General features: G+C 66.6%; 17 protein-coding genes. 9 read left to right on the top strand and 8 right to left on the bottom strand.

Annotated elements, in window-relative coordinates:
* Nucleotides 1-60: 60 nt before the first annotated feature.
* Complete coding sequence (locus tag AC0VYP_RS24215; protein ID WP_475471989.1) at nucleotides 61-1,140, bottom strand: inositol-3-phosphate synthase; 1,080 nt, start codon at nucleotides 1,138-1,140, stop codon at nucleotides 61-63.
* Between the two features lie 97 nt (nucleotides 1,141-1,237).
* Nucleotides 1,238-1,831, bottom strand: coding sequence for a PadR family transcriptional regulator (locus tag AC0VYP_RS24210; protein WP_475474357.1), 594 nt, complete (start codon nucleotides 1,829-1,831; stop codon nucleotides 1,238-1,240).
* Between the two features lie 781 nt (nucleotides 1,832-2,612).
* Here AC0VYP_RS24210 and AC0VYP_RS24205 point away from each other — a divergent pair.
* From AC0VYP_RS24205 to AC0VYP_RS24175, 7 genes are all read left to right on the top strand, one after another.
* Complete coding sequence (locus tag AC0VYP_RS24205; RefSeq protein WP_475471988.1) at nucleotides 2,613-5,426, top strand: transglycosylase domain-containing protein; 2,814 nt, start codon at nucleotides 2,613-2,615, stop codon at nucleotides 5,424-5,426.
* Nucleotides 5,407-6,780 (top strand): glycosyltransferase family 87 protein, encoded by a 1,374-nt coding sequence (locus AC0VYP_RS24200; RefSeq protein ID WP_475471987.1) that lies wholly within the window; start codon nucleotides 5,407-5,409, stop codon nucleotides 6,778-6,780. Before AC0VYP_RS24205 ends, AC0VYP_RS24200 begins: the two co-directional genes overlap by 20 nt.
* A 127-nt stretch (nucleotides 6,781-6,907) precedes the next feature.
* A complete protein-coding gene (gene rpsF, locus AC0VYP_RS24195) occupies nucleotides 6,908-7,198 on the top strand; it encodes a 30S ribosomal protein S6 (protein ID WP_285757991.1) in 291 nt (96 codons plus the stop codon).
* A 58-nt stretch (nucleotides 7,199-7,256) separates the two neighbouring features.
* On the top strand, nucleotides 7,257-7,844 hold the full coding sequence (locus AC0VYP_RS24190; RefSeq protein ID WP_475471986.1) for a single-stranded DNA-binding protein: 588 nt from the start codon (nucleotides 7,257-7,259) through the stop codon (nucleotides 7,842-7,844).
* 76 nt (nucleotides 7,845-7,920) lie between these two features.
* On the top strand, nucleotides 7,921-8,157 hold the full coding sequence (rpsR, locus tag AC0VYP_RS24185; protein WP_285757993.1) for a 30S ribosomal protein S18: 237 nt from the start codon (nucleotides 7,921-7,923) through the stop codon (nucleotides 8,155-8,157).
* A 26-nt stretch (nucleotides 8,158-8,183) separates the two neighbouring features.
* A complete protein-coding gene (gene rplI, locus AC0VYP_RS24180) occupies nucleotides 8,184-8,630 on the top strand; it encodes a 50S ribosomal protein L9 (protein ID WP_285757994.1) in 447 nt (148 codons plus the stop codon).
* 224 nt (nucleotides 8,631-8,854) lie between these two features.
* Complete coding sequence (locus AC0VYP_RS24175; protein WP_475471985.1) at nucleotides 8,855-9,682, top strand: peptidoglycan recognition protein family protein; 828 nt, start codon at nucleotides 8,855-8,857, stop codon at nucleotides 9,680-9,682.
* Between the two features lie 57 nt (nucleotides 9,683-9,739).
* Here the strand turns inward: AC0VYP_RS24175 and AC0VYP_RS24170 are convergent, their stop codons facing one another.
* On the bottom strand, nucleotides 9,740-11,095 hold the full coding sequence (locus tag AC0VYP_RS24170; protein ID WP_475471984.1) for an MATE family efflux transporter: 1,356 nt from the start codon (nucleotides 11,093-11,095) through the stop codon (nucleotides 9,740-9,742).
* Nucleotides 11,096-11,491: 396 nt separating this feature from the next.
* On the opposite strand from AC0VYP_RS24170, the gene dnaB reads away from it, so the two are divergent.
* Nucleotides 11,492-12,844 carry a replicative DNA helicase gene (gene dnaB / locus AC0VYP_RS24165; RefSeq protein WP_475471983.1) on the top strand — a complete coding sequence of 451 codons (1,353 nt, stop codon included), beginning with the start codon at nucleotides 11,492-11,494 and terminating at the stop codon, nucleotides 12,842-12,844.
* A 294-nt stretch (nucleotides 12,845-13,138) separates the two neighbouring features.
* On the opposite strand, the gene AC0VYP_RS24160 is transcribed toward dnaB, so the two are convergent.
* The 5 genes from AC0VYP_RS24160 to upp all read right to left on the bottom strand — a co-directional run bounded on the left by AC0VYP_RS24160 (nucleotide 13,139) and on the right by upp (nucleotide 15,647).
* Entirely contained in the window at nucleotides 13,139-13,363 is a 225-nt protein-coding gene (locus AC0VYP_RS24160) for a hypothetical protein (protein WP_475471982.1), read from the bottom strand.
* A gap of 139 nt (nucleotides 13,364-13,502) precedes the next feature.
* Nucleotides 13,503-14,018 (bottom strand): PH domain-containing protein, encoded by a 516-nt coding sequence (locus AC0VYP_RS24155; RefSeq protein ID WP_475471981.1) that lies wholly within the window; start codon nucleotides 14,016-14,018, stop codon nucleotides 13,503-13,505.
* A gap of 14 nt (nucleotides 14,019-14,032) precedes the next feature.
* Nucleotides 14,033-14,197, bottom strand: a complete 165-nt coding sequence (locus AC0VYP_RS24150; protein WP_285758002.1) for a hypothetical protein — start codon at nucleotides 14,195-14,197, stop codon at nucleotides 14,033-14,035.
* A 145-nt stretch (nucleotides 14,198-14,342) separates the two neighbouring features.
* Complete coding sequence (locus tag AC0VYP_RS24145; protein WP_475471980.1) at nucleotides 14,343-14,567, bottom strand: hypothetical protein; 225 nt, start codon at nucleotides 14,565-14,567, stop codon at nucleotides 14,343-14,345.
* A gap of 426 nt (nucleotides 14,568-14,993) precedes the next feature.
* Nucleotides 14,994-15,647, bottom strand: a complete 654-nt coding sequence (gene upp, locus AC0VYP_RS24140) for a uracil phosphoribosyltransferase (RefSeq protein ID WP_285758006.1) — start codon at nucleotides 15,645-15,647, stop codon at nucleotides 14,994-14,996.
* A 313-nt stretch (nucleotides 15,648-15,960) separates the two neighbouring features.
* On the opposite strand from upp, the gene AC0VYP_RS24135 reads away from it, so the two are divergent.
* The gene (locus AC0VYP_RS24135; protein ID WP_475471979.1) at nucleotides 15,961-16,464 is read left to right on the top strand and encodes a tRNA adenosine deaminase-associated protein; all 504 of its coding nucleotides are present in this window, start codon (nucleotides 15,961-15,963) and stop codon (nucleotides 16,462-16,464) included.
* The last annotated feature ends 20 nt before the right edge of the window (nucleotides 16,465-16,484 follow it).

Here is a 16,484-nt window from a genome sequence, read left to right as displayed (position 1 = left end):
GGACAAGGCGACGAATCTCCTTGTCGATTCAGTCGCGGTGGGCGGACGAAGCCCTTCGGGTCAGCTTTCGATCTCCCCGGCGATGAACCGCTCGACCGCCTCGTGCGCTTCCGCGTCGGAGTACTGCTCGGGGGGCGACTTCATGAAGTAGGAGGACGCCGACAGGATGGGGCCGCCGATTCCACGATCCTTGGCGATCTTCGCGGCGCGCACGGCGTCGATGATGATCCCGGCTGAATTGGGGGAGTCCCAGACCTCCAGTTTGTACTCCAGGTTCAACGGCACGTCGCCGAACGCCCGCCCCTCAAGGCGCACATAGGCCCACTTCCGGTCGTCCAGCCACGGCACGTGGTCCGAAGGGCCGATGTGCACCGATCCGGCTTTGAGCTCGTGCGGGATCTGTGAGGTGACCGACTGGGTCTTGGAGATCTTCTTGGACTCCAGGCGCTCGCGTTCGAGCATGTTCTTGAAGTCCATGTTGCCGCCGAAGTTCAGCTGGTAGGTCCGGTTGACGACCACACCGCGGTCCTCGAACAGTTTTGACAGCACCCGGTGGGTGATGGTCGCCCCGACCTGGGATTTGATGTCGTCGCCCACGATTGGGACGCCGGCCTTGGCGAACTTCTCCGCCCAGACGGGGTCGGAGGCGATGAACACCGGCAGCGCGTTGACGAAGGCCACCCCGGCGTCGATCGCGCACTGCGCGTAGAAGCGACCCGCCTCCTCGGAACCGACCGGGAGGTAGGACACCAGCACGTCGGCCTGGACGGCCTTGAGGGCGGCGACCACATCCACCGCGTCCTCGCCGGACTCCTCGATGGTCTCCTGGTAGTAATGGCCGAGTCCGTCGAAGGTGGGGCCGCGCTGCACGGTCACACCGGTGGGGGCGACGTCGCAGATCTTGATGGTGTTGTTCTCGCTCGCCAGGATCGCGTCGGCGAGGTCCTGGCCCACCTTCTTCGCGTCCACGTCGAACGCGGCCACGAACTCGACGTCGCGCACGTGGTAAGGACCGAACTCCACATGCATCAGTCCGGGGACGCGGGACGCCGGGTCGGCGTCCCGGTAGTAATGAACGCCCTGGACGAGCGACGCGGCGCAGTTGCCCACGCCCACGACGGCTACGCGTACCGAACCCATGGCCCTTGTCTCCTCTTGCTGTAGGTCTGACTCTTCATAGCTCGCTCGGGACCGACGGCGGCCCCGGTGCGCTTGGCGACGGCGTCGCCGGTCATGGTCACCCGGCTGGGGGGAGGTCCGGTCGCTTGGCGGTTCCCGCCCGGTGCTCCTCCCGTTCGATCAGGCCGTCGAGCCAGCCGATCTCCCGTTCGACGCATTCTGCGTCGTGGCGGTGCAGCTCGTGCGGGTAGCCGTCCGAGGTGAGGACCGCGGGCGCCCGGTCGGCCAAGTGGTGGCGAAGGTCGGCCAGCCGACCGCGCAGTCGGTCGCGCCGGCCATGGAGGACCCGCAGGCGTACATCGGATCTGGTGTGGCCGAACAATGCGAAGTGCACGCCGAAGCACTCGTCGTCCGAGGCGGCCGGGGCGACCTCGGTGAGCAACCGGTGCAGATGGTCGTGTCCGGGGTCGGTGAGCCGGTAGACGATCCGCGGGCGCCGCACGTGGACCTCTTCGTCTGACTGCTCGGTTTGTGAGATGTGCCCTTTTCGGAGCATCTCCTTCAAACAGGGATAGAGCGAGCCATAGGAGAACGCCCGCAGCGTCCCCAGTTCAAGGTCGAGGCGTTTGCGCAGTTCGTAGCCGTGCATCGGGGCCTGGTACAGCAAACCCAGCACGGCCAGTTCCAGCACTCGCCCCCTGCGCGCACCCATCGTCCACCCCCGCATCTGACCCGATCCGAACGCCTGATGAGGTCCCGCCCGATTGAGGGAGCGTGGGCATCAACGTGCTTTAGGCGGTTATGAGTGTATCGAGTTGACATATCAAGGGGTGGGACCGGCCTCCCGAGGTACGTCTTTACTGTCCGATCTCGGACAATCCACTGTCGCTGCCTGGGGCAATGGCGGCCGTCAGGGGTTCTCGGCCTTCCTGCGCCCCATGCGCTGTTGCGACGACGTACGCTGACACTCGACTGACGGTCGATCTCGTAGTGACCAAACGGTGCTGTCAAGGCGGGGACTCCCACGCCTGGGTTGTGCTATGAGGCACTACCGGCCTAACGTAACGTTCGCCCCCAGGACAGGCCGCTGCCACCGAACCGCGCCCCAGCGGTGTCAACGATCAGACTGACGTCGCGCACGATGGCCGGCCGAGCAACGGAACGACGCCGCGGAGCCATCCGAAAAACACCTACCCCGGGTGTGCCCCGCCCACACACGACGTACGGCCTGCACGAGCGGCTGTCAACGGTGTGTGGGTCGCTCCTGTGTTTTCGTTTCCGACAGGCCAGCGACAGGAGGAAGAAAGCGGCCGGTTCGCGTATGAAAACCTCCACGCCCCTTCGGGCGTCCTTTCAGGTTGGGGCGCCCACTCCGACGGCGGCGGGAGAATATTCGCTGGCGTGGCCGAAACCGCTACTCCAGGGCAGAATCAGCCCATTCACATCCGAGAGTCGTAAGGCCGATCGGCCATACCAAGACATAACGAGGACGCGTGAGTACCGAAAGACGACGGAGCGCTGGCAGTCGCCGCCGGGCTGATGGCCCGGCCGACGATGCACGCGGCAACGGCGGGAGGCGCGGTCGAGGCGGCCCCGCCGAGGACGAACGCGCCTCAGCCGGTCGCCGCAGGCCCGAAGGAGACGGTGGCTTCTGGGACAGCGAGCGGCCACAACGTTCGGCAGCTCCCGCGGACCGGGGCGAGGCGCCCCGCCGTGCGCGGCCCAGGGACGACTACGGCGACCAGCCCCGCAGGTCGCGCGCGGCCCAGAACGGGGCCGAGCGGCCCCGCCGCCCCCGCCCGGACGACGAGGACCGCCCCCGCCGGTCACGCGCCACCGCCTCTCTCGCTCTCGACAGCGGTGCGGACACCGGTCGCCGCCGAGCTCGCGAGAACGGTGACGACACCGAGGAACGGCCACGTCGCAGGCGTCCCCCGGAGGACGGACGCGACGGAGGCCGGCGGCGTGCCGCTGCGGGCGGTGCCCGTTCCGAGTCCGGCCCGGGGCGGGGGACCCGCGGCACCGGAGGACGACGCCGCAAGGGCCCGGCAGACGACGACAACGACGAGTTCGACGACCGCGGCCCGGTCAAGCGCTTCTTCGCCAAGACGTGGAAACCCGCACTGATCACGTGCGGTGTCCTCTTCGTGCTCGGTGTCGCCGGCGTGGGCATCGCCTATGCCATGGCCCCCTCGCCCAACGACATGGACAGCCAGGCCGACGTCGATCTCGAGGCCACCCTGGTCACGTTCGACGGCGGGGGCCGCGCCACCCAGTTCGGCGAGAGCACCCGTATCCCCGTGGCCCGGGACCAGATCCCCGAGACCGTCATCGACGGGGTCCTCGCCGCCGAGCAGCGCACCTTCTACGACGACGGCGCGATCAACCCCACGGGCATCCTCCGAGGGGTGGTCTACGGCGGTAGCCAGGGCGGCGGGTTGACCATCACCCAGCAGATGGCCCGCAACTACTACGACCGTCTCACCAAGGACGAGCCGTCCCGGATCGAGTCGCTGATCCGCAAGTTCAACGAGATCATGATCTCGTTCAAGGTCGAGCAGCAGCTCTCCAAGGACCAGATCATCGAGCAGTACCTCAACACCATCTACTTCGGCCGCGGACTGGGCGTGCAGGCCGCGGCCCAGGGGTACTTCGGCAAGGACGTCAGCGAGCTCGACGCCGCCGAGGGCGCGTTCATCGGCACCGTCATCCAGCAGCCCGGCAACTGGGCCAACCCCCAGCCGGGGTCGATCCACGACGACGCGCTGCGCGAGCGCTGGGGCTACACGGTCGGTGGCCTGGTCGAGTTGAACCAGGACAACCCCGAACGGGGGCTGTCCCAGGCCGAGGCCGACGAGCTGGAGTTCCCCGAACCCCTTTCGCTCGCCGACAACGACAACTACAGCGGCTACCGGGGTTACATCCAGGAAGCGGTCAAGCGCGAGCTCGACTCGCGCTACGGGTTCACCCAGGAGCAGCTCGTCAGTGGCGGCTACCAGGTGTCCACCTCGCTCAACGAGGACTGGATGAAGTACGCAGAGGAGGCGGTCCAGGAGCAGAAGGACCGGATCCAGGAGCAGAGCGGACAGGAGATCCCCGAGGAGACCCAGTTCGGGATCACCGCCGTCAACCCCGCCACCGGCGAGATCAAGGCGTTCTACGGTGGCCCCAACGCCGCCACCAACGCCGACAACTCGCTGGTCCAGCGTTCCCAGGCGGGTTCCGCCTTCAAGCCGTATGTGCTCGCCGCGGCCCTCAGCCAGGACATCAGCCTGGACAGCCAGTTCGACGGGGACGGGCCGTTGAGCATCGGCGGCGTGACCGTCAACAACGACAGCAACGTCAACTACGGCAAGGTTGACCTGGTCCAGTCCACGGCCGACTCCATCAACACCAGTTACGTCCAGTTGGCGGACTACGTCACGCCGGCCAGCGTCCTGGACACCGCCCGCGCTGCGGGCATCCCGCAGGAGCAGTTGGACACCGCCGAGGCCGGGCCCAACATCGCGCTGGGCACCGTCTCCGTGTCGGCGCTGGACCAGGCCAGCGGTTACGCCACCTTCGCCAACAAGGGCGTGCAGATGCCGCGGCACCTGATCACCGAGGTGGTCGGCCGCGACGGCGAGACGCTGGAGCCCAACGACGCCGACAAGCTGCAGAGCGGTACCCAGGCGTTCAGCCCGGAGGTCGCCGCCGACGCCACCTACGCGATGCAGCAGGTCATCACCTCCGACCACAACGCGCGCCTGGACGACGGGCGTCCGATGGCCGGCAAGACCGGTACCTCCAACGACGCGGTCTCCGCCTGGTTCGTCGGGTACGTCCCGCAGTTGACCGCCGCGGTCGGCCTGCACCGCAGCGACAACCAGCCCCTGGTGCTGCCCGGTGAGGACTCCATCTACGGCGGTCAGATGCCCTCGCGCATCTGGAAGTCCTTCATGACCAAGGCGCTGGAGGGCACGGAGCAGATGCAGTTCCCGTCGCGCGCCGGCGTCGGCCAGATGATCGACCTCGCTCCGACCCCCACGCCCGAGCCCGAGCCCTCGCCGAGCGAGACGCCCGAGCCCGAGCCGGAGCCCAGCGAGACGCCGGAGCCCAGCCAGACGCCCGATCCCGAGCCCAGCGACGAGGGGCCGGACTGCGACGTCGAGTTCTGGAACCCCGAGTGCCAGGAGGAGTCCCCGGGCGGTCCCGGCGGTGGCGGGCCGTCGCCCCCCGGCAATCCGGGCGACGAGGAGGACGGCCGGGGCGGTGGCATCTTCGGCCGCCTCGGGAGTGGGGACAGGAATGGCGATTCCCCCCAGTAGCGGCAAAACGACGGGGGCCGGCGACCACGAGGTCGCCGGCCCCCCGGCCGTAGCGGCCTCCGCCGCCATGCCGTGGCTCCCGCTGCTGTTCCTGGGAGCCGTCGGCGCGTTGCTGGGTTACCTGGCCAAGGCGCCCTGCCGTTTCGGCGGCGCCTGGCTGGACGGCACCCAGTTCCAGCGCCTGTGCTACTCCGACGTCTTCCCGTTGTACTTCCGGGACGGACTCGACAGCGGGACCGTGCCCTATGTGGACAAGGCCGTGGAGTACCCGGTCCTCACCGGTGGACTGATGTACGTCCTGGCGCGCGCGGTCTCCTGGCTCCCGGGGACGATGCAGCGGGGTTTCGCCTACTTCGACGCCACCGCGTCGGTCATGGGCTTGTGTCTGATCGCGGTGGTCGTCGCGGTCGGCTACCTCGCCGGCCGCGGAGGCATCCGCCCCGACGAGGGGCGTCCTTTCGACCGGCGTGTCGCGCTGCTGGCCGGCGCCCTGCCGGCCCTCGCCCCGGCCGCGCTGCTCACCCTCTACATCAACTGGGACCTGTTCGCGGTGGCGCTTGCCACCGGAGGGCTCGTCGCCTACGCCCGGCATCGGAAACTGCTGGCCGGGGCACTCATCGGCCTCGCCGTCGCGGCCAAGTTCTACCCGTTCCTGTTCTTCGGACCGATGTTCGTGCTGATGGTGCGGGACCTGCTGCGTGCTCGCGACCCGGGGGAGCGGTCCGCGGCGATTGCCGACTTCCTTCGCCCGCTACTGGGCGCGGTGGCCGCCTGGGGCGCCGTCAACGTCCCGGTCTACCTGGCCGACCCCGAAGGCTGGGCGGAGTTCTTCACCTTCAGCCAGGAGCGCGGGGCCGATTGGGGGTCGGTCTACTACGTGCTCGGCCAGTTCGGGTTGTTCGACACCGGCGACCTGGACACGGTCAACCTGTTCGGCACCGGAACGCTGTTGGCCGTCTGCGTCGCTATCGGTCTCCTGGCACTGCTGGCCCCCCGCCGTCCGCGTCTGGAGCAGTTGCTTCTCCTGGTCGTGGCAGCCTTCCTGATCACCAACAAGGTGTGGTCCCCGCAGTTCGTGCTCTGGCTGCTGCCGCTGGCGGCCCTGGCATGGCCGCGCAGGTCCGGTCGATGGCCGGCACTGGTCGTCGTCGGCCTCTGGCAGCTTGCCGAGCTCGGGTACGTCGTCGGGATCTGGAACTACATCGAGTTCGTCAACACGCCGTTGGGGGAGACCGCGGTCGGTGTCGGGGTCGAGACGTATGCGGTTCTGGCTATGGGCAGGCTGTTCTTCCTGCTCACGGTATGTGCGATCGTCGTTGTGGATTGTCTGAGAACCGGCGATTCCACGAGTTGACAAATGGTAACCTTGACTTTTGTCTGGCTATCGGAGTCCCCACGGGAAAATCCCGTGGAGCGGACTCCTTGCCCTCCTGCCATGGAAAGACCATGGCCGCAACAGTCCAGAGGAGGAACGCGCGCCTATGCGTCGTTACGAAGTCATGGTCATCCTCGACCCCAGCCTTGACGAGCGCACGGTCTCCCCGTCGCTCGAGCAGTTCCTGGCGGTCGTGCGCAACGACGGCGGTTCGGTGGAGAAGGTCGAGGTCTGGGGCAAGCGTCGTCTTTCCTACGACATCGCCAAGAACTCCGAGGGCATCTACGCCGTCATCGACCTCACGTCCACGCCGGCCACGGTCAAGGAGCTGGACCGCCAGCTCAACCTGACCGAGGCCATCCTGCGCACCAAGGTCCTGCGCCCCGAGGTGCACTAGCACCTCCCGGTGCCGCACCGCCCGCTTCTTCTAGTCCTAGGAATCCGGAGCCGAGCTAATGGCAGGCGAGACCCAGATCACGATCATCGGCAACCTTGTCAACGATCCTGAGCTGCGATTCACTCCCAGCGGAGCCGCGGTCGCCAATTTCCGTGTGGCCTCGACCCCGCGCATGTTCGACAAACAGTCGGGGGATTGGAAGGACGGCGAGTCGCTGTTCCTCTCCTGCTCCGTCTGGCGCCAGTACGCCGAGAACGTGGCCGAGAGCCTTCAGCGCGGTATGCGCGTCATCGTGCAGGGCCGCCTGAAGCAGCGGTCGTACGAGACCAAGGAAGGCGAGAAGCGCACCGTCTACGAACTCGACGTCGAAGAGGTCGGCCCCGCGCTGCGCAGCGCCACCGCCAAGGTGACGAAGACGCAGCGTCAGGGCGGCCAAGGCGGCGGGTTCGGCGGAGGCGGGGGCTTCAACGGCGGCCAGCAGGGCGGTCAGGGCGGTGGATACGGCAACCAGGGGGGCGGCTTCGGCGGCAACCAGGGTGGCCGTTCCGGTCCGCCGGCTGACGACCCCTGGGCTACCGGTGGCGGTGGCGGCGGCGGAGGGTTCGGCGGCGGTGGCGGAGGCTACTCCGACGAACCGCCGTTCTGACCCAGATCCTTGCAGTACGTACTCATCCCTGACCATCCCCGTGAAATATCGGGGCTCTTGAACAAGGAGCACCACGATGGCAAAGCCGCCAGTTCGCAAGCCTAAGAAGAAGGTTTGCCTGTTCTGCCAGGAAAAGCTGTCCTACATCGACTACAAGGACACCACCCTCCTGCGCAAGTTCATCTCCGACCGCGGCAAGATCCGCGCGCGTCGGGTCACCGGCAACTGCACGCAGCACCAGCGTGACGTCGCCACGTCGATCAAGAACGCCCGCGAGATGGCGCTGCTGCCCTACACCAGCACCGCTCGCTAACCGGGACCACGAGGAGGTATTCAGTCATGAAGCTGATTTTGACCCACGAGGTCAATGGTCTCGGAGCCCCGGGCGACGTCGTCGAGGTGAAGGACGGCTACGGCCGCAACTACCTGCTGCCCCGCGGCTTCGCCATCAGGTGGACGCGCGGCGGTCAGAAGCAGATCGATTCGATCCGCCGGGCACGCGCCGCCCGTGACATCCGCAGCCTGGACGACGCCAAGCAGATCGCCGGCCAGCTCGGTGCGCTCAAGGTGACGCTGACCCAGCGCTCGGGTGACTCCGGTCGCCTGTTCGGTTCGGTCACCGCCTCCGACGTCGCCGACGCCATCAAGGCGGCCGGCGGCCCGCAGGTTGACAAGCGCCGGATCGAGATCCGCAACCCCATCAAGTCCGTGGGCGACTACAAGGTCGAGGTTCGCCTCCACCCTGAGGTCAGCGCTCCCGTCGAGCTTGAGGTCGTCGGCGCCTAGGGTTCTGCCCGTCGCCGCTTCCCGGTGGCCCCGGCCCGTTTCATCGGGCCGGGGCCACCGTTTTTCTGCTTCTTCTGCTGGGAACCGGGAGAAGCAAGCTCCTCGTTGAAATAGCTTTCCCCATTCTTGGCGACACGCCGTGTAGCTTAAAGTAGCTATTTAGTGACACTTGGTCACCTATCTTGTCCTGTGGGCCTGTTGATCCACGGGAAGGATGAGGCCGAGTGGCAACTCATGAACAGCGCCCCGTAAAGGCGGGGTTGAGCAGGCGAAACGTCTTCCGTGGCGCGGCCGTCGCCGCCGGCGGGGTGCTCCTGGGGGGCGCCGTCAACCTCGGCGGTGCCCCGGTGGTTCTGGCCGCGGGGACACCCGTCATCTATGCGCGCGCGGACTGGAAGGCGCGCAAGGCAACCCAGTCCTCCCAGGTCGTGAGTACTATGCCCGACCACATCGTGGTGCACCACACGGCCACCGCCAATGCCACGAACTACTCCAAGGAGCACGCGTTCTCGCTGTCCCGGGGGATTCAGAACCACCACATGAATTCCAACGGGTGGAACGACACCGGCCAGCAGCTGACGATCAGCCGCGGCGGCCACATCATGGAGGGGCGCAACCGGTCCATCGACGCGATCGTCCAGCGCAGGCACGTGATCGGTGCGCACGTGGCCAACCACAACTCCCACACGGTCGGGATCGAGAACGAGGGCACCTACACCTCGGCGACGCCGCCCGGCGCGCTGATGGACTCCCTGGTCGAGACGTGTGCCTGGCTGTGCGTGGTCTACCGGCTGGACCCCAAGCGGGCGATCGTCGGGCACCGCGACTTCAATGCAACCAGTTGCCCCGGCGACAAGCTCTACTCGATGCTGCCCAAGCTGCGTACCGATGTCGCCGCGCTGCTCGACCGGTTGAAGACGACACTGCCCCAGGCCGGCACCGAACAGGTTCCGGACGCCAACTGCCCGGACTTCCCCGATGTGCCGCAGAACGAGAGGACCATGGAGTTCTACCACGGCCCGACGGTGGGCAGTCGCGATACCGCAGGCTGATCCCGGTTCGGTTGCGCCCGGCTCCTCCCGACCTGCGGAGGCGGCCGGGTGCTGTCGTCAGCGGCCGGCGATGTCCCCGGTGACGATCCAGGCGGTGCCCAACGCGCGACTCCCCAGTGTTATGCCGCGGGCGACCATCCACACTCCGAAAGCCAGCCAGAGCGCGGTGAGGCCGAACGCGGAGCCGTTGGGGACGAGGAGCGGCACCAGTGCCGCGCACGGCAGGTAGGCCAGCATCGTCCACAGGCTGGCCCACGCCAGATAGCGCTGGTCGCCCGCTCCCATAAGGATCCCGTCCAGAACCATCACCAAGCCGCTCACCGGTTGCAGCAGGGCCACCACCAGCAGGGCGGCCAGGATGAGGTCGCGGACCTGGGGATCGGTGGTGAAGGGCAACCACGCCCAAGGACGCACGATCAGCACCACTACGGTGAAGGCCACCCCCAGCATCACCCCCCACTCCACCATTCGGCGGGTGGCGGACCGGGTCCCGGCGATGTCGGAGGCTCCCAGATAGCGGCCGATGATCGCCTGCCCGGCGATGGCGATCGCGTCCAGTGCGAAAACCAGCAACGACCACGTCAGGAAGGCCACCTGGTGTGCGGCGATCTCGGGGTCGCCCAGGCGGGCGGCGATCGCTGTCGTCACCAGCAGGACCACCCGGAGCGACACCGTGCGCACGAAAAGCGCGAACCCTGCCGTGGCCGTGGAGTGCAGTCCGGTGCGGGTGGGCGCCAGGGAGACCCCGTGGCGGAGGGCGACGCGGCGCACCGCGGACAGATACACGGCGGCCCCGGCGGTCTGCGCGACCACCGTCGCCCAGGCGGAGCCGGCGATCCCCCAGCCGAATCCGAAGACGAACAGCACGCACAACACGATGTTGGCGAGATTCGAACCGACCGCGACGTACAGCGGGATCCGGGCGTTCTGCAGGCCGCGCAATACCCCCGTCCCGGCCATGATCACTAGGAGCGCCGGTGTGCTCAGCAGGCTGATTCGCAGGTAGGTTAATGCGTGCGGGGCCACGGCATCGGAGGCGCCGAGCACCTCGATCATCCATGGGGCCAGTGGCCAACCCGCGACGATGATGGCGATGCCGATCAGGAGCGCGAGCCACAGGCCGTTGACCCCGTGTCGGAGGCCCTCGGCGATTCTTCCGGCGCCGAACTTACGCGCCACCGACGAGGTGGTGCCGTAGGCGAGGAAGACGCAGAGGTTGGCCAGGGTCAACAGGATCTGGCTGGCGATGCCCAGCCCGCCGAGTTCTTCGGTTCCCAGCCGCCCCACGACCGCGGAGTCGGTGAGCAGGAACAGCGGCTCGGAGACGAGTGCGAAGAAGGTGGGAACGGCGAGCCGGAAGATCTCGCCGTCGCGGGGGTGCCGGAAAGGGGCGGCGCTGAGCAGACGTGGCATGACCCTGCAACGGTACCCGGACGGATCCTCGATGATCGATCACGGGGCCGGTATGCGTCGTAACGGAGGGGGAGGGGCCGAATGTGACACGCGCGGCGGTTCGGGGACTCTCGGCAAGTTCTCCACCGAAACTGTCCCGACCTGTGGATAACCTGTGGATATCTGGTTGTGAACTTTCTTTCATGCACAGCCAGTGGACAGAGTTTTTGCAGTTCAAGTTGGGTGTGGATGGCATGGTGACGAGTTATCCACAGGCTGGGTCCACAGGTTATCCCCAGTACGGCCGCCGCTGTCCACAGGTTGTCCCCAGCTTCGTCCACAGGCCGCTTTGCGAGCGGTCCCAGAACTAGCGACAATCCAGGTTCGGTCTTGTTTGGTCAGGTGCGGGGGGAAACCGTGAGCGGTGCCGATCATCCATCGGATGAGAGCGGGTTCGAGCGGACCCCTCCCAACGACATCATGGCGGAGCAGTGCGTGCTGGGGGGCATGCTGCTGTCCAAGGAAGCCATCACCCAGGTCGTCGAGATCGTGCGCTCGGCCGACTTCTACCGCCCGGCGCACCAGACCATCTATGACACGGTCATCGACCTCTTCTCCCGTGGCGAGCCGGTTGACGCGGTGTCGGTCAACGCCGAGCTCACCAAGCGTGGTGAGATCACCCGGGTGGGGGGAGCGCCTTACCTGCACACCCTCACCGACGCGGTCCCCACTGCGGCCAACGCCGGGTACTACGCGCGCATCGTCTCCGATCGAGCGGTTCTGCGCCGCCTGGTCGAGGTGGGTACCCGTATCGCCCAGATCGGCTATTCCGGTGACGGAGAGGTGGACGACCTCGTCGATCGGGCCCAGGCCGAGATCTACCGGGTTGCGGAGAAGCGCACCGGTGAGGACTATCTGCCTCTCGCCGAGATCATGCCGGGGGCCTTGGACGAGATCGAGGCGATCTCCTCCCACGACGGATCCATGACCGGTGTCCCCACGGGGTTCACCGACTTCGACGCCCTGTCCAACGGACTTCACCCGGGGCAGATGATCATCATCGCGGCCCGACCTGCTGTGGGCAAGTCCACCCTCGCGTTGGACTTCGCCCGGGCCGCCTCGATCAAGCACCAGCTGACGAGCGTCTTCTTCAGCCTGGAGATGGGGCGCAACGAGATCGTCATGCGGCTGCTCTCGGCGGAGGCACGGGTGCCGCTGCACACGATGCGCTCCGGCCTGATGAACGACGACGACTGGACCCGGCTGGCCCGGCGCATGGGAGAGGTCGCAAGCGCTCCGCTGTTCATCGACGATTCCCCGAACATGTCGATGATGGAAATCCGGGCCAAGTGCCGGCGACTCAAGCAGCAGCACGATCTCAAGCTCGTCATCGTCAACTACCTGCAGCTGATGAGCTCGCCGGGACGGGTCGAGAGCCGTCAGCAGGAAGTCTCGGAGATGTCGCGTTCACTGAAGCTTCTGGCCAAGGAGCTGGAAGTTCCAGTCATCGCGCTCTCCCAGCTCAACCGAGGCCCCGAACAACGGACGGATAAAAAGCCTCAGGTCAGTGACCTGCGTGAATCCGGGTCGATCGAGCAGGACGCCGACATGGTCATCCTGCTCTATCGCGAAGACGTGCACGAGAAGGAGTCGCCGAGGGCGGGGGAGGCCGACCTGATCGTGGCCAAACACCGTAACGGCCCGACCGCCACGGTCACGGTGGCGTTCCAGGGGCACTACAGCCGATTTGTCGATATGGCCCCCGGCTAACCGGGGAAGAAGAAAGGCCCCCTCGTGCGGGCTCTTCTTCGCCGGACAGGAGAAGCAGGCTGCTGCCGGCGCTGCCGGCAGGGACGATCGGCCCATCGGGCAGGAACACCGCCGACCCCGGGAATGTCCAAGGCCGCCTGCCCTGGAAGGAACGCGGCAGGGAGCAGGGGCTCGCACGGCCCGGGATGCCTTTGCGTTCGATCCGCAGGAGCCACGGTGTCCGGATCGAGGAGGACGCGACGGCTCCTTGCCGGCTGCGCATTGGGTAGCGCGGCCGGCAAAAAGCCGAGGAGCCTAGCTCCAGCGTGCCTCTGGGCGGCTTCGCCCGTACTCGTCGGTCACCAGAATCCAGGTCATACGCGGTCGGGCCGAGACGGCCTCGACTTCGGTGGTGCGTTGGCCGGGCAGCACGGGAAGGCGCTGCTCGGCGGGGACGCCGAGAGAGCGCGTCAACCGGCGGCGGCGACGGGTCAATTGACGAGCCGTGGACGAGGGAGCCTCGCTGACCTTCCGGGCCATTGCTTCACCTCTTAAGTTCAACCTGCTGAGAGCATCAGTTAACCCTTTGTTCACCTTTGAGTCAACTTGATTCCACTGTGTGGCCGCACACGGACAGCAAAAAGCGCCCGCCGATGGCGGGCGCCCGTGCCGTTCTGCGCTAGCTGTTGTCCGGGAAGATCAGTCCGACGACCTCAAGGTAGAGCTGTTCCGGGTAGGGCACGAAGTTGATCCGGCTCAGTGCCTGGTCCTGGCCGGCGGACTCCATCACGAAGGTGCCGTATCCGATCAGTCGGCCGATCAGCGAACGCTCGAAGCGCATGTCGGTGACCTTGCCGAGCGGCATCATGTTGATCTGCCGGGTGATCAACCCGGTCGTCAGAAGCAGTCGCGCGGATGTGATCACGAAGTAGTTGACCGACCACTCCGCGACCTTCCAGACGAACCACACCAGCACCAGTAGCCACACCCACCAGATGACGGCCAGAACCGTCGGCTCCCCCGCGATCGCGGAGTTGCTGAGCAGGCCGGCCACGATCAGGGTTCCCAGCACCAGGCCGACCGGGCCCATGAGGACCGCCGGATGACGGCGCATGGTGATGACCTGCTGCTCGTGTGGGAGCAGATACCGGTTGACCGAAGCGGGCGCGGCATCGCCTGGAGTTACGAGCTTCATGCTGACTCAGGCCCTTAAACGAGCAGTGCGTTCACGAAGCGGGAGAGTGAGTCGGCGGCACCGGCCAGCCCTCCCAACGCGGACTGAACCAGGTTCGCCACGGTCTCCGGTTGAGTCAGAAGATAGAAGACGACGAAGGCAATGAGGGCATACCCCAGCCACTTTTTCAGCTTCGCCATGATCGAACTCCCCAATAAAGCGCCTTGGACCCACTAACCCAACTCGATTGTTACACCGGTAATCGGCTACGTAAAGGCAGTTGCCCCTTTTCGGCGTGCCGCCCCAGTTCGCGGGGTTGCGGTCGTGCTCAACTGTTGGTATCGGTCAGCGCATTTCGGCGAAGGCAAGTGCGAGGACCTTCAGGTGCTGGCGGGCGATCCGTTCCACCAGATCGGGGGTGGCGCGCCCGGTCACGTCCTGTGCCCCGTGCCGGGCCGCGTTCACGCATCTGGTCACCGTCAACTCGGGGTGGACGCCCTCGAACTCGGCGCGCAGTCGGGTGGCGACCGGTTTGAACTCGCGTGGCGCAGCGTCTGGCGTCTGGGACATGTCACTCCTCGAGGGGTTAGGGGTGAACGGTGGCGTTTCGCATCCGTCTCCGTGCGGCGAGTAGTCGCCGCAGGGAGTGGCAGGGCCACGTGGATGGGAACGCGTGGATTTTTGGAATCGGAAACCGGTCCGCAGAGGCGCGTGGTCAGGGAGCCCGGAGGGGGTGTGCGGTATGCCGGATTTTCGGGTAATGCTGCTCATGGAGTTAAGGGTGAGCATAACCAGGATCACTCTAATGTGTCACGGCCGAGTCTCAGGATGAATTCGGCTTACTCAAAAAACCCGTTCCGGTGCTTTTGTGTTGCTAACGGTCCTGAGAGAACGCCGTGAACCGTTGAACGACCGCGTTGTGCCGACCGTTTCAGGCGCGCCCGGTTGCGGCCGGGCGCGCCACAGCACATCGAGGCCCGTGTGTTCGGCGGGGGCTCAGACGCAGCCGTACAGCCGGTCACCGGCGTCGCCCAGTCCGGGGATGATGAAGCCCTGTTCGTTCAGCTGCTCGTCCACGGCCGCCGTCACCACGCGCAGCACCGCGCTGTGGTCCTCGCCCAGGGACTCCTTGAGCTTCGTCTGAACGGCCTCCAGCCCCTCGGGAGCGGCGAGCAGGCAGATGGCGGTGACGTGGTCGGCGCCGCGCTCCACGAGGAGCTTCAGAGAGGCCGCCAGGGTTCCCCCGGTGGCGAGCATCGGGTCGAGGACGTAGCACTGGCGTCCGGCGAGATCCTGCGGAAGCCGGTCCGCGTAGGTCGCCGGCTGGAGGGTCTCCTCGTTGCGGGCCATGCCCAGGAAACCGACCTCGGCGGTCGGCAGGAGCCGGGTCATCCCGTCGAGCATCCCGAGTCCCGCACGCAGGATCGGGATCACCAGCGGGGTCGGCCGGGTGAGTTGGACACCCGGCGCAGGGGCCAGCGGGGTCTCCACGGTGACATCGGATACCCGGACGTCCCTGGTGGCCTCGTAGGCGAGCAGCGTGACCAGCTCGTCGGTCAACCGACGGAAGGTCGGGGAGTCGGTGCGGGCGTCGCGAAGCGTCGTGAGCTTGTGGGCGACGAGAGGGTGGTCAACGACAAGGATTTCCATAATGGACAAAACTACCGTTCGTCGCGGGCCTGAACCCGCTTACGGCGAAGGAAGCGTTTCTCACCAGGGGGTTCGTCCCCAGGGGGACAGACTCCCGACTGTCCTCAACCCGGTCCGCGCCGGGTGAACTTGACCGTCCCGTTCTGTTGAGGATGAGGCGTCCGTTCTAATAGGAGCTGTGAGCGCGGACTTCTATCACGGAGACAGCTCCCCATGGGGAGACCGAGTCGCGGACGGGGGCAGCCCATACGGTGACGCCGCCCGAGACGATCTGCGATCCTGGCCGGATCAAGGCCATCCGGGTGGAGTGACGATGACGGAACTCGAACAGGGTGACGACGGCTCGGGCGACTTCGTCGCCGTCGCTTACCGAGAAGAGGACTACTGGGACGTCAACATGCTCCCGGTGGCGCTGACACAGGACGTCAAGGGCCTGTTGCACGCGCTCCGGCAGCAACCGAGCATCAGCGGGGCGATCGGTCTGGTCTCGGTCGGTGACGACTTCTTCATCATCGTCCGGGTCTACGGGCGCGACGACGTGAGCCTCTTCCTCTCCGACGTCACGGCCTCCGTCAACTGGGAGGTGGCCCGCGACGTGCTGGACTACCTCGACATCGACATCCCCGACGAGGAGGACCTCGACCAGGTCCTGCCGGCAGGCGACCTTTCGATCCTCGCCGACCTCGGCCTCGACGAGATGGAGCTGGGCGCGCTCGCAGGGGACCTCGACCTGTATCCCGACGAGGTTCTGGCCAGCATCTCCGAGCGCCTCGGATTCCAGGCCGCTTTTCAGCGTGCATTGGACTCCATGGGGTAAGCCTTCCGGCGGGCACAGTG

The organism is Nocardiopsis sp. iso_186 (genome assembly GCF_056173365.1).
This window is presented reverse-complemented; position numbering and strand designations above follow the sequence as displayed.

Bases quoted from the DNA above. Each gene is read 5' to 3' on its own strand.
- AC0VYP_RS24215 (WP_475471989.1), bottom strand. From the start codon at position 1,140: ATGGGTTCGGTACGCGTAGCCGTCGTGGGCGTGGGCAACTGCGCCGCG.
- AC0VYP_RS24200 (WP_475471987.1), top strand. From the start codon at position 5,407: ATGGCGATTCCCCCCAGTAGCGGCAAAACGACGGGGGCCGGCGACCAC.
- AC0VYP_RS24145 (WP_475471980.1), bottom strand. From the start codon at position 14,567: ATGTCCCAGACGCCAGACGCTGCGCCACGCGAGTTCAAACCGGTCGCC.
- rplI (WP_285757994.1), top strand. From the start codon at position 8,184: ATGAAGCTGATTTTGACCCACGAGGTCAATGGTCTCGGAGCCCCGGGC.
- AC0VYP_RS24150 (WP_285758002.1), bottom strand. From the start codon at position 14,197: ATGGCGAAGCTGAAAAAGTGGCTGGGGTATGCCCTCATTGCCTTCGTC.
- upp (WP_285758006.1), bottom strand. From the start codon at position 15,647: ATGGAAATCCTTGTCGTTGACCACCCTCTCGTCGCCCACAAGCTCACG.
- AC0VYP_RS24135 (WP_475471979.1), top strand. From the start codon at position 15,961: ATGACGGAACTCGAACAGGGTGACGACGGCTCGGGCGACTTCGTCGCC.
- AC0VYP_RS24155 (WP_475471981.1), bottom strand. From the start codon at position 14,018: ATGAAGCTCGTAACTCCAGGCGATGCCGCGCCCGCTTCGGTCAACCGG.
- rpsF (WP_285757991.1), top strand. From the start codon at position 6,908: ATGCGTCGTTACGAAGTCATGGTCATCCTCGACCCCAGCCTTGACGAG.
- rpsR (WP_285757993.1), top strand. From the start codon at position 7,921: ATGGCAAAGCCGCCAGTTCGCAAGCCTAAGAAGAAGGTTTGCCTGTTC.
- AC0VYP_RS24160 (WP_475471982.1), bottom strand. From the start codon at position 13,363: ATGGCCCGGAAGGTCAGCGAGGCTCCCTCGTCCACGGCTCGTCAATTG.
- AC0VYP_RS24170 (WP_475471984.1), bottom strand. From the start codon at position 11,095: ATGCCACGTCTGCTCAGCGCCGCCCCTTTCCGGCACCCCCGCGACGGC.
- AC0VYP_RS24210 (WP_475474357.1), bottom strand. From the start codon at position 1,831: ATGGGTGCGCGCAGGGGGCGAGTGCTGGAACTGGCCGTGCTGGGTTTG.
- AC0VYP_RS24190 (WP_475471986.1), top strand. From the start codon at position 7,257: ATGGCAGGCGAGACCCAGATCACGATCATCGGCAACCTTGTCAACGAT.